General features: G+C 31.0%; 18 protein-coding genes. 7 read left to right on the forward strand and 11 right to left on the reverse strand.

Features of this window, described 5'->3' with window-relative positions; genetic code table 11:
* Nucleotides 1–3 precede the first annotated feature (3 nt).
* A complete protein-coding gene (locus tag B4H69_RS06105) occupies nt 4–1,161 on the reverse strand; it encodes a M14 family zinc carboxypeptidase (protein WP_180904684.1) in 1,158 nt (385 codons plus the stop codon).
* A gap of 225 nt (nt 1,162–1,386) precedes the next feature.
* Nucleotides 1,387–2,511: a GNAT family N-acetyltransferase gene (locus tag B4H69_RS06110; RefSeq protein ID WP_180906844.1), complete on the reverse strand. Its 1,125-nt coding sequence runs from the start codon at nt 2,509–2,511 to the stop codon at nt 1,387–1,389.
* A gap of 204 nt (nt 2,512–2,715) precedes the next feature.
* Between B4H69_RS06110 and B4H69_RS06115 the strand changes: the two genes are divergently transcribed.
* Nucleotides 2,716–3,405, forward strand: a complete 690-nt coding sequence (locus B4H69_RS06115) for a zinc metallopeptidase (RefSeq protein ID WP_115001061.1) — start codon at nt 2,716–2,718, stop codon at nt 3,403–3,405.
* A 70-nt stretch (nt 3,406–3,475) separates the two neighbouring features.
* Here B4H69_RS06115 and B4H69_RS06120 read toward each other — a convergent pair whose 3' ends face one another.
* The 5 genes from B4H69_RS06120 to B4H69_RS06140 form a co-directional block, all read right to left on the reverse strand.
* Entirely contained in the window at nt 3,476–5,251 is a 1,776-nt protein-coding gene (locus B4H69_RS06120) for an AMP-dependent synthetase/ligase (protein ID WP_180904685.1), read from the reverse strand.
* Between the two features lie 121 nt (nt 5,252–5,372).
* On the reverse strand, nt 5,373–5,609 hold the full coding sequence (locus tag B4H69_RS06125) for a hypothetical protein (protein WP_038336082.1): 237 nt from the start codon (nt 5,607–5,609) through the stop codon (nt 5,373–5,375).
* A 1-nt stretch (nt 5,610) separates the two neighbouring features.
* The gene (locus B4H69_RS06130; protein ID WP_180904686.1) at nt 5,611–7,062 is read right to left on the reverse strand and encodes an MATE family efflux transporter; all 1,452 of its coding nucleotides are present in this window, start codon (nt 7,060–7,062) and stop codon (nt 5,611–5,613) included.
* Between the two features lie 149 nt (nt 7,063–7,211).
* Nucleotides 7,212–9,371 (reverse strand): carbohydrate-binding domain-containing protein, encoded by a 2,160-nt coding sequence (locus tag B4H69_RS06135; protein WP_180904687.1) that lies wholly within the window; start codon nt 9,369–9,371, stop codon nt 7,212–7,214.
* Complete coding sequence (locus tag B4H69_RS06140) at nt 9,368–9,856, reverse strand: T9SS type A sorting domain-containing protein (protein ID WP_180904688.1); 489 nt, start codon at nt 9,854–9,856, stop codon at nt 9,368–9,370. The genes B4H69_RS06135 and B4H69_RS06140 overlap by 4 nt, the downstream gene beginning before the upstream one ends.
* 191 nt (nt 9,857–10,047) lie before the next feature.
* Between B4H69_RS06140 and B4H69_RS06145 the strand changes: the two genes are divergently transcribed.
* The 3 genes from B4H69_RS06145 (at nt 10,048) to B4H69_RS06155 (ending at nt 12,239) form a co-directional block, all read left to right on the forward strand.
* Nucleotides 10,048–11,013: an NAD(P)H-dependent flavin oxidoreductase gene (locus B4H69_RS06145; RefSeq protein WP_180904689.1), complete on the forward strand. Its 966-nt coding sequence runs from the start codon at nt 10,048–10,050 to the stop codon at nt 11,011–11,013.
* 8 nt (nt 11,014–11,021) lie between these two features.
* Complete coding sequence (locus B4H69_RS06150; RefSeq protein ID WP_180904690.1) at nt 11,022–11,891, forward strand: acyl-CoA thioesterase; 870 nt, start codon at nt 11,022–11,024, stop codon at nt 11,889–11,891.
* Nucleotides 11,892–11,975: 84 nt separating this feature from the next.
* A complete protein-coding gene (locus tag B4H69_RS06155) occupies nt 11,976–12,239 on the forward strand; it encodes a hypothetical protein (protein ID WP_180904691.1) in 264 nt (87 codons plus the stop codon).
* On the opposite strand, the gene B4H69_RS06160 is transcribed toward B4H69_RS06155, so the two are convergent.
* The 3 genes from B4H69_RS06160 to B4H69_RS06170 form a co-directional block, all read right to left on the reverse strand.
* A complete protein-coding gene (locus tag B4H69_RS06160; protein WP_180904692.1) occupies nt 12,233–13,819 on the reverse strand; it encodes a hypothetical protein in 1,587 nt (528 codons plus the stop codon). The two genes, B4H69_RS06155 and B4H69_RS06160, sit on opposite strands and share 7 nt — an antisense overlap.
* Nucleotides 13,820–15,858: 2,039 nt before the next feature.
* Nucleotides 15,859–16,905 carry an HlyD family secretion protein gene (locus B4H69_RS06165; protein WP_180904694.1) on the reverse strand — a complete coding sequence of 349 codons (1,047 nt, stop codon included), beginning with the start codon at nt 16,903–16,905 and terminating at the stop codon, nt 15,859–15,861.
* 2 nt (nt 16,906–16,907) lie between these two features.
* The gene (locus tag B4H69_RS06170) at nt 16,908–18,239 is read right to left on the reverse strand and encodes a TolC family protein (protein WP_260391946.1); all 1,332 of its coding nucleotides are present in this window, start codon (nt 18,237–18,239) and stop codon (nt 16,908–16,910) included.
* A gap of 161 nt (nt 18,240–18,400) precedes the next feature.
* Between B4H69_RS06170 and B4H69_RS06175 the strand changes: the two genes are divergently transcribed.
* From B4H69_RS06175 to B4H69_RS06185, 3 genes are all read left to right on the forward strand, one after another.
* Nucleotides 18,401–19,213, forward strand: coding sequence for an AraC family transcriptional regulator (locus tag B4H69_RS06175; protein ID WP_038336064.1), 813 nt, complete (start codon nt 18,401–18,403; stop codon nt 19,211–19,213).
* Nucleotides 19,214–19,228: 15 nt separating this feature from the next.
* Nucleotides 19,229–19,756, forward strand: a complete 528-nt coding sequence (locus B4H69_RS06180; protein ID WP_180904696.1) for an NADPH-dependent FMN reductase — start codon at nt 19,229–19,231, stop codon at nt 19,754–19,756.
* Between the two features lie 90 nt (nt 19,757–19,846).
* The gene (locus B4H69_RS06185) at nt 19,847–20,392 is read left to right on the forward strand and encodes an NADPH-dependent FMN reductase (RefSeq protein ID WP_180904697.1); all 546 of its coding nucleotides are present in this window, start codon (nt 19,847–19,849) and stop codon (nt 20,390–20,392) included.
* A 61-nt stretch (nt 20,393–20,453) separates the two neighbouring features.
* Here the strand turns inward: B4H69_RS06185 and B4H69_RS06190 are convergent, their stop codons facing one another.
* Nucleotides 20,454–20,870: an OsmC family protein gene (locus B4H69_RS06190; protein ID WP_038336062.1), complete on the reverse strand. Its 417-nt coding sequence runs from the start codon at nt 20,868–20,870 to the stop codon at nt 20,454–20,456.
* Nucleotides 20,871–20,876 lie beyond the last annotated feature (6 nt).

Consider the following 20,876-nt stretch of genomic DNA (forward strand, 5'->3'; position numbering starts at 1 on the left):
TAATTATGAAATGATTTGACCATTTTCAACTTTAATTGAACCAATCTCGAAAGTAGCCAATTGATTCAATAAAGGATAATTTTTGGTAGTTCCTTTATAAACTTGTTTTTCAGCATCAATTTCGAGATGACCAATAAATTTTCGCAAATCACCAATTTCAATAATTTTCGCAATTTGCTCTACCGAATTATTTTCTTCGTTGTATTCTTCTTCAAAATAAATTCCTAAATCAACAACAGAAGAATTTTCACCATTTTGGATTTGAACATTATGAATCACAACATCCAAATATTTTTGTCCATTTTGAGGAATCGATAAATACTCATCAAACGGAAAATTTTCTTGCGTAGCTAAAGCATTCAGTCCAGCCAAAATAGCCAATGCATTGTATTTTCTTGTTGTATCACGTTGATAATCATTCGGAAAATGTCCCGCTTCAAATAATACACAAGGATAACCCATTTTTGTGAAATTATCTCCGGTTGACATCGGATAAAACTCTGATGTATAACGACCTACATGACCAGAAATTACTTTTTGTAATTCAGTATTCATTGCTTGAATAATTCCCATCGTTTTTTCGCGAACTTCGTTTACATCTTCCTCAACATTATAAGAAGGCGCCAAAAAAGAAAGCGTTGCAGGTTTTGCTGATTGCCCAACATTGAAAATCGTACGTTGATCGTGTAAATTGAATAAGGTTTGATAATTTCCTTTCTCTACTTGATTCAACAAAACGTGAATTTCTGTTGATTCTTTTGCTAAAAAATCACGGTTAATATCAATTCCAACCGCATTTCTACGTGTATTAACATTTGCACCATCAGGATTTAGCATCGGAATAAAATCAATCGTCAATTGAGATAAAATGGTTTGAGATAATTCAGATTTTTGTTCAAAAAAATTAATCACATCAAACATTGCACGCGTACCAGATGATTCGTTTCCGTGCATTTGAGACCAAATCAATAAACGTTTTTCTCCAGTTCCGAAACTTAATTTATAAATTTCGTTTCCTAAAAAAGATGTTCCAATTTGTTCTTTTTGAATTGATTTTAATGAAAAATAGTGATTTAAAGCTTCAAAATTTAACCATTTCGAATCAAAACCTTCTTGTCTGAAAGTTGAATATTCTTTCTCTAATTGATGAATATCAAACATATTTTTTAAGTTATACGTTTATAAGTTTTATGTTATAAATACTGATTATCAAATAAATAAAACCGTCAATTCGAGTGAAATTCGTTTAGAATTTTGTATCGAGAATAAAGTTTTAGAAGATAAAATTCATCTTAATTCTCGATACAATTTTTAGAAATAATCTTTCTAAAAATCACTCGAATTGACAAATTTTAATTCAAAATATATAACATTATTATTTATATTTTACTGAATTGATTTCTTGAAAGTTTTACGACGTTTGTGGTTTACAGGATCATAAGCTTTCCACAAAACTTGAATACTTTCGTTGTCCGCTAGTTCAGGATTTGTTTCCAAAAATTTGATCCCGTTGTTTCTAAACGTATCAAACATTGCATTAAAAATCAATGCTGTAACACCTTTTCCTTGAAATTTTGGATCAATTCCGATCAAATAAAATTGAGCAGAATCATTATTTTTACTTGCTCTCATCAAATGCCACCAACCAAAAGGAAAAATTTTACCTTTCGCTTTTTGCATCGCTTTCGAGTAAGAAGGCATCGTAATAGCAAACGAAACCATTTTTCCGTCTTCATCAACAATACAGTTTACAAAATCTGGATTAATAAACGGAATATATTTCTTTTTGTAATATTCAATTTGATAATCCGCAATTGGTACATAAGTATCCAATTCGCTGTAAGTTTTATCTAACAAATCGAACATCTCGTCAACATACGGAATAATCTCTGAAGTTTTTGTAAACTTCAATTCTCGTAATTTGTAACGTTCTCGAATAATTTTATTGAATTTGATAACTTTTTCTGGTAATTCTGTTGGTGCAGACAATTCATATTCTACCCATTCGTTTGCAGTTTCAAAACCTAACGATTCTAAGTGTTGCGCATAGTACGGAAAATTATATAAACCAACCATTGTAGCCAATTTATCAAATCCGAAAGTTAGTAAACCTGCCTTTTCCAAATTCGAAAAACCAACTGGGCCTTCTATATATTCTAATTGATTTTCTTTACCTATTTCCGCAACTTTTGCCAAAAGTGCTTTTGTGACGTCGATATCATCAATCATATCAAACCAACCGAAACGCATTTTACGTTTTTGTTGATTATTGACTTCTTGCCAATTGATAATTGCCGCAACACGCCCCACAATCTTACCTTCTTTTTCGGCAAGAAAATAACGCGCTTCTGCATCTTTGAAAACGGGGTTTTTAGAAACATCTAATGTTTCCTTCTCCTCATTAATAAAGGGCGGAACGTAATATTGATTATCCTTATACAAATTCATCGGAAACTTAATAAATGCTTCCAAATCATGTTTTGATTGTACTTCTTTTATGCGAATACTCATAGCTGGCAAAGGTAATAAGTTTTGTAATTTCAATTCAAAAATTTTTGAGCAAAATGTCAGCTTTTGTTTATTTTTTATATGATTTAATACAGAACTCTGCCAAAAAACCAACTTTTCTGCTATTTTTGTCTCTATTCACTTATTGGAATACTTTTTGAATTTTGAATGAATATTAAAATTGATTAAAAAATAAAATAGAAATAGATGACAGGTTATTACATTATTATTGGACTGTTTATGTTGATTAGTTGGTTTGTTAGCAACCGACTTCAAAGTAAATTTAAGTATTATTCGAAAGTACATTTGGCAAATGGAATGTCTGGAAAAGAGATAGCTGAGAAAATGCTTTCTGACAATAACATTCACGATGTACGTGTTATATCTACTCCAGGACAATTAACAGATCATTACAATCCTGCTGATAAAACGGTAAACTTATCGGAAGTTGTTTACCACGAACGAAATGCGGCAGCGGCGGCTGTTGCAGCGCACGAATGTGGACATGCAGTACAACATGCGGTTGGTTATAATATGTTGCAATTACGCTCGAAAATGGTTCCGATGGTAAATGTAGCATCTCGCTTAAATCAATGGATTTTGATGTTAGGATTAATCGTGATGGCTTCATCTAAAAATGCAACTTTGTTATGGATTGGTATTTTCTTATTTGCAGTAACAACCGTTTTTGCTTTTGTTACTTTACCAGTTGAATACGATGCTTCTAACCGTGCATTAGCTTGGTTAAAAGGAAACAATATGGTGATGCCAAACGAATATGAAGGTGCAAAAGATTCATTAAAATGGGCTGCAAGAACTTATGTAGTCGCAGCGATTGGTTCGTTAGCTCAACTACTTTATTTTGTCATGATGGCAATGGGCGGACGACGAGATTAAAACTTGATTATTATAGAATTAAAAAATCCTTTCAAAAATTTTTGAAAGGATTTTTTAATTGTTTTTTTATTTACTTTTTATCGTATAATTTATTGTATAAATCTTGATATTTAGCTAGCACATTTTTACGTTTCAATTTTAATGTTGGCGTTAATAATCCATCATCAATTGTCCATTCATCAGGTGTTAATTCGAACTTTTTGATTTGTTCCCAATGTCCCAAACCTTTATTCATTTTTTCAATTTCTCGACCAATAACATCTAAAATTGCAGGTTCTTTAATCAAATCTGCATTCGTTGCAGGTTCAGCAATTCCTTTGATACGTAAATAATCTTTCAACACTTGGAAATTAGGTTGAATAATCGCACAAGGCATTTTCTCTCCTTCTCCAACAACCATTACTTGCTCGATAAAACGAGATTGTTTGAATTTATTTTCGATAATTTGCGGCGCGATATATTTACCTCCAGAAGTTTTGAACATCTCTTTTTTACGATCAGTAATTTTAAGTAAACCTCTTTCAAGAACTCCAATATCACCCGTTTTGAAATAACCATCTGGCGTAAATGCTTCAGCAGTTTTTTCAGGATCTTTGTAGTAACCTTGTGTAACGTTAGGACCTTTGACTAAAATCTCTCCGTCTTCTGCAATTTTAACCTCTATTCCTTTTAGTGGAGCACCAACAGTTCCAATTCCGAAACCGTCTTTCTTCATACAATTCACCGAAATTACTGGAGAAGTTTCCGTCAAACCATAACCTTCTAAAATAGGAATTCCAGCACCCCAGAAAATATGATTCAAACGTGCTGCTAAAGGCGCAGAACCCGAAACCATACATACTAAATTACCACCAACACCTTCTTTCCATTTACTGAAAACCAAACTTTTTGCGATAGAATGTTTCAACCCAAATAATCCACCTTTTGGATTGTAAGGATCGTAATCTTCAACAAGGCTTAAAGCCCACATAAAAATTTTCGTTTTAAGACCTCCTGCAGAAGCACCTGTATTGTAAATTTTATCATAAACTTTTTCTACTAATCGTGGTACAACCGTCATTACATGCGGTTTCACCTCTTTCATATTATCTCCTAATTTATCGATGCTTTCTGCATACCAAATTCCGATGCTCAAATGTTGATACAAATAAATCAACATACGTTCGAAAACGTGATTAATCGGAAGAAAACTCAATGCAATTGCATGATTTGGAAAATCTGGAATACGATCAACGGACATTAAAACATCAGAAACGATATTTTCGTGCGTTAATACAACACCTTTCGGACGACCTGTTGTTCCTGAAGTATAAATCAAAGTCGCCATATCAGATGGTTTTATCATCTCTTTGATACTATCTACTTCATGTTGCGTTGAATTATCTTCACCCAAATCTAAAATCTCTTTATAATTTGGAACTCCAGCAATTTCATCAAAACTATAAATCCCAACCAATGTTGACACTTTATCTTTTACAGCTACAACTGTATCATATAAACCTTTATCAGAAACAATGATAAATTTACATTCAGCATTGTTTAAGATATAATCAAAATCGTCTTCGGAAAGTGTTGGATATAACGGAACGGAAATCGCGCCAACTTGCTGAATACCGATATCACAGATGTTCCATTCGGTACGATTAGTTGAAGTAACTATTGCAATTTTATCTTGTGGCTTGATTCCTAATTGTAATAATCCTCGACTAAATGCATTTGCTTTGCCAACGTATTCTTGCGTAGATGTTTTCACCCAAGTTCCGTTCACTTTAGACACCAATGCATCTTCTCGAGGATTATTTTCTAATTGATTTTGTGGAAAATCAAATAATCTTTTTATTTCCATGGTTTTGAATAATTTTCTTAGTTGCAAAATACTAATAAAAAAATTATAATGCAAGCATATAAAATTATTTTAGTGTAAATCTTACACTAATAAAAACATAGAAATTTTATTTATTTAAGACTTATTCTTCGTCATCTAACAAAGACATTTCTTGATCATAAAAATCTAAAGCGTCTTCGATTAAATTAGCAATTTCAGTATTAAATTCTTCGTTATCTTCTTCTTCAGAAATATCTTCAAACCACTCGATATCGTCAGTTTCAACGTCTAATAAAAAACGAGGATAATCTGTATGTAAAATAAAGATTTTGTCTGGCATTGTTGAGTTATCAGCCAATAAAAATTTTGGTAATTCCATTTTATATGTTTTTTAATTTATCTTCTAAAATTATTTCTGCATTAGGATTTTCCCTAATCATTTTCTTCGTTTGACGATTGTAACGAATCATCAAAAATATTGCCGAAGCCGTTAAACCAGTTCCTAAACCAATCCACATTCCAAACGCGCGCATTTCGAAAACAATTGCTAATACTACACCAATCGGAATTGCGATTAACCAATATGATATAAATGTTAGAATTGAAGGAATTTTGACATCGGTCATTCCTCTCAAAGCACCTAATAATACCAATTGTACGCCATCAGACATTTGGAAAAGTGAGGCAATGATTAATAATGATGCAGCTAAGTTGATAACATCTGGATTATCTAAATAAATTGTTGGTAATTGATAACGGAAAATAATGAATAAAATTCCGCACAAAATCATAAATGATAATACCATTAAAATACAAGACCAACCTGCTTCTCTTAAAGTTTTGTAATCTTTTAAACCTAATTGATTTCCGATACGAACCGTTGCTGCAACTCCAATTCCTGTACACATCATAAAAGTTGTGGAAGCTAAATTTATCGCAATTTGATGCGCTGCTAAATTTACTTTTGCTAATTCTTGATCTGCGATAGAATTTGTAAATGTATAACCGCAAACAAAGGCTGCCAAAGAGAATGCACTCATTTCGAAGAAAGATGTTAATGCGGTTGGAATTCCAATTCCAGCAATTTTTCTAAAAATTACTTTCTGGAAATTACTTGCTTTAAATTGAACTTCTTGTAAAACAGATTTCGTTTTCTTGAAATTAAATAAAACTATAATCAAGAAAATCATCATTACTGAACGTGCAACGAATGTTCCCCAAGCTGCACCAGCGACTTCTAAACGTGGGAATCCCCAGTTTCCATAAATCCAACCATAGTTTAACGTAATATTGACAACGTTACTTAAAATTGTCGCAATTGTAACGGGAATCGTTAATGATAAACCTTCTGATAATTGACGAAATGTTTGAAAAATCATCAATGGAATCATCGAAAATGTCATAATAGTTAGATACGGAATACATTTTTCTACCACATCAGCGGGTTGTCCCATGTAGAACATCAGCGGTTTTAGGAATGTAATCAATAAGAATAAACCGATTGATAAAGTAATATTCAAGACCAAACTGTGCGAAAAATAATTTGCAGCCATTTTTTTATCGCCTTTCGAATCTTCTGCCGCAATCAATGGTGACAGCGCAAAACTAAATCCAAAAGCAAATACTAAAACTGCAAAAAACAATGAATTTCCTAAAGAAGCTGCTGCTAGAGCTGTTTTACCCAAAACCTCATCTTCTATATTATCATATTTCCCACCTAAACCACCAACCATAATGTTATCAATAATGTTGACAGAAATTTGTCCCATTTGAGTAATCATTACAGGAAATGCTAATTTGATATTACGCCTTAAATGCTCTTTTAATTCCAATTTATTTTCTATTTACGATTGCAAAGATACAGCAAAGGTTTTGCTTCTACATTTAGAAATTGTGATGTAATTTAAAATTAATCAATAAAAAAAGATCAAAATAAAATTTTGATCTTTTTTCTATATCAGTATATTTCATTTAAATCGTTTTACAACGAAACAGTTGTCAACATAGTGCTAACCGTAAATGATTTTATTGTGCTTCCTTCAGTCACTGTTCCTCCCACAATATACCCACTTAGAGATTCTGTTCCTCCAGAAACTGAAGCCCCTTTACTAATCGTGTAATTTCCGTTTAAAATTAAAGGATCTGTGATTAAAATAGTAACTGAATTACCATTTCCATTAGAAGAAAAAGCAGGAACTCTATATGTTAAAATTCGCGTTCCAGTAGAACTTTTTAGATTAATGATTGTTGATATATTATTGGTTAAAGTTGTTGTGATTTTTATTGATCGCTGCGTACTTACATTCGTAGTAGGATTACTCGTTGCTCCACCTGTTCCTATTATTGTACCTCCAGTTATTTTGAATGTATTATTATCACAATCAAAACCTTCTTCTGGTGATCTAGCTCCGTTTGAAACTGTAAACCCTCCATTTATAGTAAGCGTTCCATTACTATCAATCCCATCATTTCCTCTTGCTTTCACCCATGTATTTCCTCCATTAATTATTATAGCTGTAGCTGCATTAATTGCATCATCATAGGTTTCAATATTAATTATTCCATCATTAATTGTAAGAACTGCTTTACTTTCCAAGCCTTCTCCTCCATCTGCATTTTGTGTTCCTTTTATTGTTATCGTTCCACTATTAACAGTTAAATTACCATCTGCTTTTACGGCTTTAGGATTTGCATAATCTGCATTATTACCAGATCCTGATACAAGAAATCTTTCCCCAGATGTTGTAATATTTAGATTTAACAAAGAATTATCTTTATTCAACTCTCCTATTGTAATATTACCATCAGCCGAAATTCCTTTTCCTCCATTACCAGTACTTGTAATTGTAATATTTCCTCCATTAAGATAAATATTAGTATCAGCTGTTATAGCAGTAGAAGCATAAGAATCTTTTATTCCGCTTTCATTTACATAAACGGCACCAGTCGCAGCAGTTTTAATGTTTATTGAACCTCCATTAATGATAATTTCTCCATCAGCAGAAATTCCTTTTCCTCCTTGAGAAGCAGCGGTTAGCGTGAAATCATACGTTCCTGAATTAATGGTAATATTTTTGTCTGATTTTAATACTGTTCCATACGATGGATCATATCCACTTCCAATTGCTTCAAGAATTACTTTACTACTTATAGATGCTGTAATATTTGCATCTGATATATTAATATTTTGATTCGATTTTATACCTTTTGAAGCCGCGCCTGAAACTGTTAAAACAATTGTCCCACCTGAAATATCAACATCTGCTGCTCCATTTTTTATTGCTTTTACATCATCTGAAGTCGAAACAATATCAATATTTCCGTTAGAAATAGTTATTTTTCCATCTCCTGCATCAATTCCGTCACTTAAAGAATTTACTTTCAGATTTCCATCAATCATTGTAAAGCCTTCAGAATGTAATCCATCGCTAACAGCAGTTTCAACAACAATATTTCCATTATTTACAGTAATCAAAGAACTCGAATTTATTCCATGCTTTTTATATCCTTTGATTGTTAAATTTCCTGTATTTTCAAAAATAAGCGCTCCATTACTTGTCACTACACCAGAATTACTTCCTCCAGTTCCATCTATTAAAGTATTTTTAGAATTTTGTTTTACATCAATAGTTGTTGTTTTCTTTCCACTAATCGAGACTGCAGCTCCGTTTGGATTTGTTAAATTCAAATTATTAAATACTAATTTTGAAGACAAATCAGTATTAAGCGAAAAAGATCCATTTGATGATGTTCCTATTAAATTATAAACCAAGTTTGTAATTCCAGCAATAGAAATCGCTGAAACCGTTCCTCCATTTACAAAAATCACAACGCCTTTATCACTATAGGGATTAATAATTGTTGCATTTTCTAATCCATTATAAATCACAAAAATTTCTCTTTCATTTATAGGATTAGTATCAAAGGAAATACTATCAATAAATGATTTCTGAATTTCAAAAGTTGATGCAATTGAAGATTCTTTGATATTAACAAATTGATTCGTTAATTTTATACTATCAACTTTAGTAATTTCGGATTTGTAAATAGTATTTCCTGCATAATGAACATTTATATTATGCTGAGCTTTTACTCCAAATGGAATCAAAGCAAGAATAAAAATCAGTAAAAAACTTCTCATTTCTTTATTAATTTTAAAGTTGAACCATTCACTTTTATAAAATAAATCCCAGGTAATAAATTTGATACATTTATATCTTCATTTTTTTTGTAGACTTTAGATAAGACTAATTGCCCCACCGAATTATAAATATTTAACGTAGATTTTGCTTCTTTAGAAGAAATTTTAAAATAATTAGTTGCAGGATTTGGATAAATGATGATTTGTTCTCTATTCTGCTTAATATCTTCTACTGCTAGAGAATTTTTAAACGTAATCTTCGAAATAATTGAAACTGGAATATTAATTTCAGTACTTTCAAGTGATGTTTTAATGATTAAATTATCATTTGAAAAAAATAATTTTCCAGAATCTTCAACAGCATATTGTTGCTGGGTTCCTGTATAGTAATTGATAACTATATTTGTTTGTGCGCAAGCATTATAACTTACAAACAAAAAAATCGCAAACAAGAACCTAATTAGAAATTTGTTATTTAGTTTCATATATAGTGTTTTATCAAAACTAAAATTTCAATTATTCATTTCTAAATTTAATCGGTAAACCGTTAAAATTTGTCGGTAAATATTTTTTTATAAAAGAACGTTAAATTCATTTTTTCTATTAAAAACTTCTAGATTTTCATTCTAAATTATCCTTATATTGCATCCTATACCACATCAAAAAAAATTTTAGTATGACCCTACAAGAATTTAAAAATAGTTTAGATTTACCTTTAATCACTTCTCCTATGTTTCTTGTTTCTCGAACTGAATTAGTTGTAGAAGCATGTAAAAATGGAGTATGCGGAACTTTTCCTTCTTTGAATGGAAGAACTGCCGAAGATTTCGAACAAATGTTAATTGATATCACTTTTCAATTAAAACAATTTGAAAAAGAAACAGGTAAAAAAGCAGCTCCATTTGGAGTGAATTTAATCGTTAACAAAACAAATCCTCGTCTCGAAGGTGATTTAGCTTTATGTGCAAAATATAAAGTACCGCTTATTATTACGTCACTTGGTGCTGTAAAACAAGTTGTAGATGCAGTTCATAGTTATGGAGGTTTGGTTTTTCATGATGTGATCAAAAAACGTCATGCAGAAAAAGCTGCCGAAGCTGGTGTAGACGGAATTATTGCTGTAGCTTCTGGTGCTGGTGGACATGCTGGTACGGCTAATCCTTTTGCTTTGATTGATGACATTCGTACTTTTTATGATGGTTGTTTAATTTTAGCAGGTGCGATGAACAACGGAAATGATATCTTAGCAGCCGAAAATATGGGTGCTGATTTTGCATACATCGGAACTCGTTTTATTGCGACAAAAGAAGCGTCTGCTGATCAAGATTATAAAACAATGTTAGTCGATTCTACTTTCGAAGATGTGATTTATACAGATGGAATTTCTGGTGTAAATGCAAATTTCTTGAAACCAAGTATTATTCATTCTGGAATTGATTTAGACGAAAAGAAAGAAGAAGATTTTTCGAAATTAATTGGAGGAGATGGACATAAAGCATGGAAAGACATTTGGTCTGCTGGACACGGAGTTTCTGGAATTCATGATATTATTTCAACCGAAGAATTAATCAATCGAATGAAAAATGAATATAAATGTGCATTAGAACAAAATGTGCAGAAATTAAATAATTTGAAATTTTAAACTTAATAATGAAAACTACTCAAGAACTCATCGAATTAATTTCTCTCAAAAAACTAGAAGAAAATTTATTCGAAGGGAAAAGTTCTTTTATGGGAAGTCCAAATGTTTTTGGAGGTCAAGTTGTAAGCCAAGCTTTACACGCGGCGTATCAAACTGTTCCTACAGATCGTTTTTGTCATTCCCTTCACTCCTACTTTATTTTACCTGGACATTTAGAAAAACCTATCTATTTTGAAGTAGCAAATCTTCGTGATGGAGGAAGTTTTAGTACGCGTGTTGTTACAGCAAAGCAAGACAGTGTGCCTATTTTTGTAATGGCTTGTTCATTTCAGTTAAAGCAAGAAGGTTACGAACATCAAGAAGAAATGCCTGTTGTAACACCTCCAGAAGAATTAATGAGCTGGAATGATGTAGCAGAGCAATTTGGTTCGGTTTTACCAAAATCAATTATGCGATTTGTCTTAGCAGAACGTCCATTAGATTTCAAACCTGTTGAATTTGTCAATCCTTTTGATAAAAAAGATTATCCTAATTTCAGTAATGTTTGGTTAACTTTTAATGATGCTCCAGAGGGGTTACCTTTACCTATTATTCAGCAATTAATTGCTTATAGCTCTGATTACAATTTGTTATCAACAGCGATAAAACCACATGCTTCTAAAGCTCATTTTGGAAATACGCAAATGGCAAGTTTAGATCATTCGATTTGGTTTCACAGAGAACCAAATTTGCATGATTGGATATTAGTTAATGTTGAATCTCCAAGTGCAAATGACACAAGAGGTTTTACAAGAGGAAATTTATTCAATCGTTCTGGTGAACTAATTTGTAGTGTTGCACAAGAAGGTTTAATCAGACCAATCATTAAAGATAAATAACGAAAAAAGCTAACCAATTGGTTAGCTTTTTTATTTAAATCTATTTTTTAATTTGATTTTACTATCTTTAATAAAACAATTAAAATGAACAAAGAAAAATCTTTGAGCGAATTATCATTAGAAGAATTAAATGAAAAAAGAAAAAAAGTTAACAAACTAAATCTTAGCATTCAAATCCCATTATTACTTATAGCAGTCATTCTATTAATTCTGAAAATGACAAACAAATATGATATCAATGTAACATTCGTTATTTTATTATCATGTTCTGTAACTTTTATTCCTCTTATAACAGATTTAGCGAAAATAAACGCAGAAATAAATACTAGAAAAAAAGAGAATCAATGACTCTCTTTTCTCTTTTTCCTAAGATGTAAAACGTTTTTGATTGGATTATAAATCATAATAAAAACCATCATTACAATTCCGAAATAAAATAAAGTTCTAAAAATTTGAATATCTGCAATCAACAAGGCTTGGTTATACAATTGAGATTTCAGATTACTTGCTGTCAAACTGATAGATTCATTTACTAAATGAGTTGTATTGTGTTTATTGAATAGATTATTCCATTGTTCTTGAAAAATCGTATTGGTAATATCTAAATTTTTCGTCATCAAAAATTGATGTTTAGTCGTCAAGAAAAGAATTGCATTTTGCATAATCGAAAAACTAATTGTCGACGACCAATAACGCATTGCAACTGCTGCTTGCATGGTATTCATAGAAAAATTAGCATGTACAGAACATACCATATATTGCAAAATTGGCGCAAACAACATTCCTTGTCCCATTCCTTCCATCAACAATGGCGGAATAACTGCATTCGGACGAGTATCTGGAACCAAAATGTAACTAAACCACAACATAGCAAACGTTAAACAAAAAAAACCTCCAAAAAACACATACTTATATTGCGTTTGAAATTGTGTAATGATGTAATAAGCAAACAATGCTCCGATATAAATTCCGGCACAATTATAATATTGTATTTGCAAAACAAACTCCCAATTCCATTTCCAAACAACATTCATAACTTGATAAATGTTACTCATACTCGATTTGAAAATATAAAATGTAAAAAACAACAACATACCTACAATAACTCTTTCGGAACGAAGAATCTCGAAATGAAAAATCGGTTTTTTAGACGTTAATTGTTGCAAAATAAATAAGCCTGAAAAAATAAACATTGCAGCAAACGCAATAACGATATAAAGCGATTCGAACCAATAATATCTTTTACCATAAATCAATAAAAAAGCTCCTGCTATTAATGACATCATCATCAAAAAATAACCCGCCAAATTTAACTGATACAATGGTTTTTTGGGATACAATCTACCATGACTAAAGAGAAAAACATAAATCAATAATGATAAAACATGAAAAAAGATGACAGTATAAATCACCATATTGAAATTATAATTTTCGATGGCAAATTTTACAATAGAAGTCGTGTATTTATCAGCCGTCATCATAAATCCATACAAAAAAGTATTTCCTAATAATCGTCCATATTCGCCTTTTATACGCGACATAATTAGCGGAACAATAATACATCCTTCGAGATAAGATGTTGTCCCTTGTATCACACGAAGTAAATAAATCAATTGCGTATTTGTTGTCAACGAAATTATTAACATTAATACAATATTGATAATAGTCATAGACAATAAATAAGAACGAATATTAAAGAACTGAAAAAGCCGTTCGTTAATAAAAAGTCCACAAACAATTGTAGCGTAAGCCAAAGAAAAAATGAATTGTAAATCGTCTACATCAACATCTAGAAATGAAGCTGTAAATATACTATTCATATTGAAAAGTGAGAGAATCATCACATGCGGAATCAACGCGGCAATGAGAATTGGAAGCACCAATTTTTCTGGTATCCATTTCTTGAAAATGGGATGTTGATTGTGCATTGAGTTATTTATTCAATTTTACAATCAAGTTCAAAACATTCATTCGAAAGTTTGTCTAATTAAAAATATTTTATTGATTTCGTGATTATCTTACCTAAAAAGTAAAAAAAGGAAGCTGCCTGAGAAAAGTCAAAAGGCTAAAATGTGATTCTGAATAATAAATCGTTAAAATACGATGATTCATTTTTATAAAAATATAAAAAATTTAAAATCAATAAAATACAACTAACATTTATTAAAACAATTAATCATTTTTCGTTTGATTTATTTTGATGGCAAAAGTAAGTGCTAGCGCATAAAAACAAGTTGATTATTTGAGAATAAAATTTGTTCATTTAAGCCATTTTCAAATTTAAAAAACTTTAAAACACCTCCTTTTTACAAGATAATTTTGATAAAACATTCATTTTTAAAATTTGTCATAAAAAAAACGTACTTGATTCTATTAAATCAAATACGTCAATTAAATAAAAAATAATTTATAAAACTTATTTTAAGGATGTAAAAGTCTATTTTTTATCGGTTGATAAAGAATGACAAAAATCGCTACGATAATTCCCACAACAAACAATGTTCGGAAAATCTCAATATTACTAACCAACAAATCTTGGTTATACAATTTTGCTTTTAAGGCTGCAGCAGTAATACTTTCTGCTTCGTTTGGAAGATGATTCGCAATATTTTTATTGAACAAATTATTCCATTGTTGTTGAAAAATCGGACTCGTTTTGTCTAAATTTTTGGTCATCAAAAATTGATGTTTAGTCGTCAAATATAAAATTGCATTTTGCATTAACGAAAAACCAATTGTTGTAGTCCAAAAACGAATAGCCGTACCTGCTTGTGCCGCACTACCAGTAATAGAAGGATGTACAGAACCTGTAATATACAACACCAATGGCGTAAAAATAACACCTTGTGCAATTCCTTCTAACATCAGCGTTGGCGCTATTGCCTCGACTTTTGCGTCTGGATAAAACAAATAACTAAACCACAACATGCTCATGGCTAAAAGTACAAATCCAAGAAAAAATATTTTTCTAAAATCGACTCTATTCTTAACCATAAAAAATGAAAACACAACACCAATGATAGAACCAGCTACATTAAAATATTGAATCTGCAACACATATTCCCATTGCCATTTCCAAACTGTTGACATAACTTGGTAAATATTGCTCATTCCAGCACGCAAAGTATAGAAAACAAAAAACATTAATATTCCTAAAATGACACGTTCTGATTTGAAAATCTCAAAATGGAACAAAGGTCGTTTGGCTGTTTTTTGATGCAATAAAAATAAACCACTAAAAACAAGTGTTGATGCAAATGCTATGATAATAATTGGTGATTCGAACCAATAATATTTTTTTCCATAAATAAAGAAAAATGCACCAGAAATTAGAGAAATAATCATCAAAAAAATTCCGCCTAAATTTAATTGANNTCTGTTGTGATTAAAGAAAAATACATAAATGATTAATGCAACAACATGAAAACTCATAATCGTATACACCATCATATTGTGGTTATAATTCTCAATCGCAAACTTCACGATAGAAGTCGTGAATTTATCACCTGTTAACATTACGCCGTACAAAAACGAATAAGCAATCAATTTTGAATGTTCACTTTTAATATTCGACATAATGATTGGCAACAAAATACAACCTTCGAAAAGCGATAAAGGTCCTTGAATAAAACGCAGAATCAAAATCAATTCTGTATTTGTCGTTAATGTCATTCCAAACAACACCAAAATATTGAGCATGGTCATTGTTAGCAGATAACTTCTGATATTGAAAAAGTGAAAAAATCGAACGTGAATAAATAAGCCACAGACAATAGTGGCATACGCCATCGAAAAAAGGAACTGCAAATCGTCAACCTCCAAATCCAAAAATGATGCTGTAAACGTACTATTCATGTTGAATATCGTCAAAATCATCAAGTGTGGAAATAGCGCAAGGATAAAAATTGGCACAACCAATTTTTGCGGAACCCATTTATTGAATATTGAATTTTGTTGTGACATTTATTTAATTTACTTTTTCTGCGGAAACATTTACATTCATTCCGGCACGTAATTTTTCGTTATTTTTAGACTCTTTCAGAATTATTTTCACAGGAAAACGTTGTTCAATTTTCACGAAGTTCCCTGTTGCATTATCAGGTTTAATCAAAGCAAACTCAGACCCAGAAGCTGGCGAAAGAGATTCAATTTTTCCTTCAAACTCAATGTTTTTGTAGGCATCAGCTTTTATAATAACTGGTTGATCCAAATCGATTTCTCCAATTTGCGTTTCTTTAAAATTTGCAACAATCCATTTCTCTTTCGAAACTACTTGCACCAAGGCCTGCCCTTCTTTTATTAACTGACCTTCTTGTATATTTTTTGTTCCAACCCAACCATCGTAAGGTGCTACAACATAGGTATATGAGAGAATAAGTTTAGCATCGTTCAATTGGGCTTTTCGTTGTAAAATTTGAGTTTTTGCAGGCGCAACTTTTGTTTGTTCTGCAGACGCACTAACATTCACGGCATTACGTTGTTGTTCCAAAGCACTCAAACTTGCTTTTGCTTGTTTATATTTCGCTTCAACTTCTTCAAACTGTTGCACGGTTGCAGCATCTTCTTGCACTAAATTTTTGAAACGATTATAATCTTTTTCAGTTCTCCAAACCTCTATTTTAGCAGCTTCTATATTTGCATTAACAATATTAACATCACTTGATTTTGTATCTACCGCTTTTTCATATGTTAAAACAGATTGCGAAGTCGATTCTAAATTTGCTTCTGCAATATCAATCTGGTTCTGAAATTCTCTATTGTCAATCACAACAAGCGTATCACCTTTGTGTACAAATTGATTTTCTTCGAAATTTACTTTTTTGATAAAACCAGAAACTTTACTCGAAACTGGCGTAATATATTGTCGCACTTGCGCGTCATTTGTATTGACATGTGAACTCGAAAAGAAATAAAACCAAGCTACTGCAGTGATTCCTATGATAATAAAAATCCAAGCAATCGCAGAAAGCGTTCTATTCATTCGTTTTTCTCCTTTTGTCTGTTGTTTTCCCATTTTTATAAGTTTCCTAAAATGTATTGTAATTGATAGTATTTTAATTGTTTGTTAATTTGCAATGAAATCAAATTCGATTGAGCTTCTAAATAAGCGTTATCCGCATCGATAAGTTCTGTAATCAAACTCAATTTGTTGATGTATTTTGTTCTAACAATTCGATAATTTTCTTTGGCTTGACCAATTGCTTCTTCCGCAATTTTTATTTTATCGATCGATTCTTCTAATCGTTTATTCGCTGCAAAAACATCATGTCGAATTTGTTCTTCTTTCTCTTCTATTTCTAATTTTGCAATTGAAATGTTACGATCTGCGATTTGCATTTTTTGTTTATTCTTGAAAAAATTACTCAACGGAATCGAAACATTTACACCAACAGAACCAAATCTGTACAAATATTCTTCTGGTGGAAAAAACATAAAGTTTGGATAATTATATCCATATTCCGCTCCAGCAGTTATTTTTGGTAATGTATTAGCTTTGGTAATTTTCTTATCAATTTCTTTCAAATTCAAATCATCTTTCGCAATTTTCAAGCTTTCACTTTGATCTATTGCTTCCAAAATCATTTCATCAACCAAACCCAAATGCTCTTCATTTGTAAACAAATCATTGGTGTCAATATGCATTTCTTGATTTTCTGGTAAGGCTAAAATTGTTTTGATTTGATGTTCAATAATCGAAATTTCATTCGCCAATTCTGTAAAAGACATTTTATGATTTGACAATTGCAATTCTGTTCTCAAGACTTCGTTGTAGGTTACCAAACCATTTTTTTTCAAGGATTCTGTTTGTTTAATCACAACCGAATCTTCTCTCATTTTATCTGAAATTAACTTTTGTTGTTCTTGCAAATGCAACGCTTGTAAATAAGCTGTGATGATTTGCATTCTCAATTCTCGTTCATCTTTTCGAACTTGCAGTTTCGAAATATTAGTTTCTATTTCAGATTTTTTCTCATCATTTTTTAATTTACCACCTAAATAAATTGGAATTTCTGCCGAAAGTGTAAAATCGTATTTCACGCGAGGAACAGCATATTTTGTAGAAGGTTTTAGAAAACCGTCTTCATATTGGCGTAAATTACTCAAAACATGAAAACCAGTATGAAAGTCTACATCTGGCAATTTCTCATTTTTAAGATCTTTCTCTTTTAATTCAGCAATATTAGTTTTTAAAGCGCTAATTTGTAATTTTTTATTATTTTGAAGTCCAATTTCAATTGCTTTGCTTAATTTCAGTTGGTTATAGTCTATTTCATTTTGAGCATAACTCAACCCACTCAGCATTAACAACAATGTAAGCAACTGATATTTAACGAATTTAAATATCATTTTGTATTATTTATAAGTCTGTTATTGATTTTTAGTGATGCAAAGTTACATTCAAAACACCTTTACCCTCTTGATAAAAAAAGAAAATAATTTGCTCATTTACGCCAAAATAAAGTAATTTGCAAAAGCAAAAATATTTCACTTTATAAAAGTATAAAACAATGTTGTTTGATCAGTTTTTTTTTAACGAAGTTGACAAATCTAAAGTCCATTTTTACATACAACATGCACATTTAGATACGATAGGAACGCGCGTACATGAACACAAAAAAGCACAATTATTATATGCAGAAGGCGGAATTGTACATGTTTTTGTAAACGACAAACATTGGTATTTGCCTGCGCGTTGTTTTATGTGGATTCCTGCAAATACGCCACATTCTATCTTAACGAATAGTAAAACAGGCGATTTGTATAACTTTTATTTCAAGACCGAAAAAGAAGAAAACGATTTTTATTCGATTACAAATATTTATTACACGAATGAGTTGTTAAGGGAAATGATTTTGTACACCAAAAATTGGAGTGGATCAATTTCGGAAAAAGATCCTGCAAAATATGATTTTGTAAAAGCCATACGATCTATTCTACCCGAAATGGAATCGAACAAATTACCTGCTTTTATTCAGCATCCATTTCCAAAAGATCAGAAACTGATTGATATTGCTCGATTTCTGATGAAAAATATCGAGAAAAACTATACAATAGATGAAGTTGCGCAACAATTTGGTTTGAGCACGCGAACATTATCTCGAAAATTCAAAGATAATATGGGAATTAATTATGTTCGATTTTTACGCGCATTACGTATCACAAAATCATTGGAATTGATTGCTGAAAATAAATACAATATGTACGAAATCGCAATGTTAGTTGGGTATAATTCGTTGTCTTCTTTCAGTAATATTTTTCAGAAAGTTTCGGGAATTCGACCAACGGAATATGCGCAATTATTACACACAAAAAAACAATAACTTAAGATAAAAACTATGATTATTAAAGCTTTTGCTGGTAGTAACAGCTCTACTTCTATCAACAAACAATTGGTAACTTATGCTACTTCATTTTTAGATGAATTTGAAATTGAAATTTTAGATTTAAACAATTATAATATTCCAACTTTTGACATCGATATTGAAAAAAGAGAAGGCTTTTCTGATGAAATAAAACGTTTTTATCAAACTTTGATTGATACAGATGTTTTATTGATTTCTTTAGCGGAGCACAATGCAAATGTAACCGCGGTTTTCAAAAGTTATATGGATTGGTGTTCTCGCATCAATCATAAATTTTTGGAAGGAAAGAAAATATTTGTCATGAGTACTTCTCCAGGAAGTTATGGCGCTAAAAATGCACTAGAAAGTGGATCTAAATTATTGGTAAAATTAGGTGGAGAATTAATCGAAAATTATTCATTACCAAAGTTTAAAGACAATTTCCAGAACGGAAAAATTATAAATGAAGAATTTGATGCTGAATTATTCGCTAAAATAAATGAGTTTAGAAAAAAAATATAAGTTTTTATCTTTTCCTAACATAGGTCAATAAAATTTATCGTTGCTTGCAATAACTTTGCTTCATCAAAAATAAAATAACTCAATTAGAATATGAAAATTTTAGCTTTCGCTGGTAGTAACAGCAAAAAATCAATCAATAAAGAATTATTAAATTATACTTTAAATCAAATCGAAAATGCAGAAATCGATTTAGTTGACATCAATGATTTCGAGATGCCTATCTACTCTATTGACCGTCAATTAGAAAATGGATTTCCACAAGAAGCACAAGATTTCTACAACAAAATCAAAGATGCAGAAGGTGTTGTAATTTCTTTGGCAGAGCATAATGGAAACTTTTCTGTCGCGTTAAAAAACATTTTGGATTGGGTTTCTCGTATTGAAATGCCATATTTGAAAGATAAAAAAGTATTGTTATTAAGTACATCTCCAGGTGCTTACGGAGGTGGAAATGTAATGGAAGTTGCGACAAAATATTTTGGAATGTTTGCAAGTGGAGAAATTGTAGCAAGCACGACTTTCCCATCTTTCAACGATAATTTCCGAAATAGTGAAATTGTAAATGAAGAATTAAAAAATAAAGTATTAGCGCAAGTTAATATCTTTCAAGATGCTTTAACTGCTGTTGAAGCTTAATTGAAAATGTATGTATTGAAAAAAGGTCTTTCGAACGAAAGACCTTTTTTTTGTTATCAATTTAATTCACATTTATCTCGTAGGTGATATCAATCCCGCCATTTGCAAGCATATCATGTACACTACAATACTTCTTAACCGCTAATTCAGCAGCTTTATTTGCTTTATCTAAATCAATATTTCCTTTTAAGAAAAATTTGATGTGAATATTCGTGAAAATATTTGGAATTTCATCTCTACGTTGACCTTCAACTTCAACTTTAATATCTTCAATTTCTTGGCGTTGTTTCTTCAAAATCTCATTCAAATCAAAAACACTACAACTTCCCAAAGCAATCAAAACTAACTCCATCGGGCGAACTCCTTTTCCTTCTCCTCCAATAGATTCTGGTCCATCAATATTTACTTTTACTGAAGAACTTGGTGCTGTCGCTTCATAGTGAGAAGCCTGATTTACTCTATTTAATTCAATTTTCATCTTATT

This window comes from Empedobacter sp. UBA6745, from assembly GCF_002453775.1.
Taxonomy (GTDB): domain Bacteria; phylum Bacteroidota; class Bacteroidia; order Flavobacteriales; family Weeksellaceae; genus Empedobacter; species Empedobacter falsenii_C.

Bases quoted from the DNA above. Each gene is read 5' to 3' on its own strand.
- B4H69_RS06170 (WP_260391946.1), bottom strand. From the start codon at position 18,239: ATGATATTTAAATTCGTTAAATATCAGTTGCTTACATTGTTGTTAATG.
- B4H69_RS06115 (WP_115001061.1), top strand. From the start codon at position 2,716: ATGACAGGTTATTACATTATTATTGGACTGTTTATGTTGATTAGTTGG.
- B4H69_RS06110 (WP_180906844.1), bottom strand. From the start codon at position 2,511: ATGAGTATTCGCATAAAAGAAGTACAATCAAAACATGATTTGGAAGCA.
- B4H69_RS06160 (WP_180904692.1), bottom strand. From the start codon at position 13,819: ATGCACAATCAACATCCCATTTTCAAGAAATGGATACCAGAAAAATTG.
- B4H69_RS06175 (WP_038336064.1), top strand. From the start codon at position 18,401: ATGTTGTTTGATCAGTTTTTTTTTAACGAAGTTGACAAATCTAAAGTC.
- B4H69_RS06120 (WP_180904685.1), bottom strand. From the start codon at position 5,251: ATGGAAATAAAAAGATTATTTGATTTTCCACAAAATCAATTAGAAAAT.
- B4H69_RS06140 (WP_180904688.1), bottom strand. From the start codon at position 9,856: ATGAAACTAAATAACAAATTTCTAATTAGGTTCTTGTTTGCGATTTTT.
- B4H69_RS06185 (WP_180904697.1), top strand. From the start codon at position 19,847: ATGAAAATTTTAGCTTTCGCTGGTAGTAACAGCAAAAAATCAATCAAT.
- B4H69_RS06125 (WP_038336082.1), bottom strand. From the start codon at position 5,609: ATGGAATTACCAAAATTTTTATTGGCTGATAACTCAACAATGCCAGAC.
- B4H69_RS06135 (WP_180904687.1), bottom strand. From the start codon at position 9,371: ATGAGAAGTTTTTTACTGATTTTTATTCTTGCTTTGATTCCATTTGGA.
- B4H69_RS06165 (WP_180904694.1), bottom strand. From the start codon at position 16,905: ATGGGAAAACAACAGACAAAAGGAGAAAAACGAATGAATAGAACGCTT.
- B4H69_RS06150 (WP_180904690.1), top strand. From the start codon at position 11,022: ATGAAAACTACTCAAGAACTCATCGAATTAATTTCTCTCAAAAAACTA.
- B4H69_RS06105 (WP_180904684.1), bottom strand. From the start codon at position 1,161: ATGTTTGATATTCATCAATTAGAGAAAGAATATTCAACTTTCAGACAA.
- B4H69_RS06190 (WP_038336062.1), bottom strand. From the start codon at position 20,870: ATGAAAATTGAATTAAATAGAGTAAATCAGGCTTCTCACTATGAAGCG.
- B4H69_RS06145 (WP_180904689.1), top strand. From the start codon at position 10,048: ATGACCCTACAAGAATTTAAAAATAGTTTAGATTTACCTTTAATCACT.
- B4H69_RS06180 (WP_180904696.1), top strand. From the start codon at position 19,229: ATGATTATTAAAGCTTTTGCTGGTAGTAACAGCTCTACTTCTATCAAC.
- B4H69_RS06155 (WP_180904691.1), top strand. From the start codon at position 11,976: ATGAACAAAGAAAAATCTTTGAGCGAATTATCATTAGAAGAATTAAAT.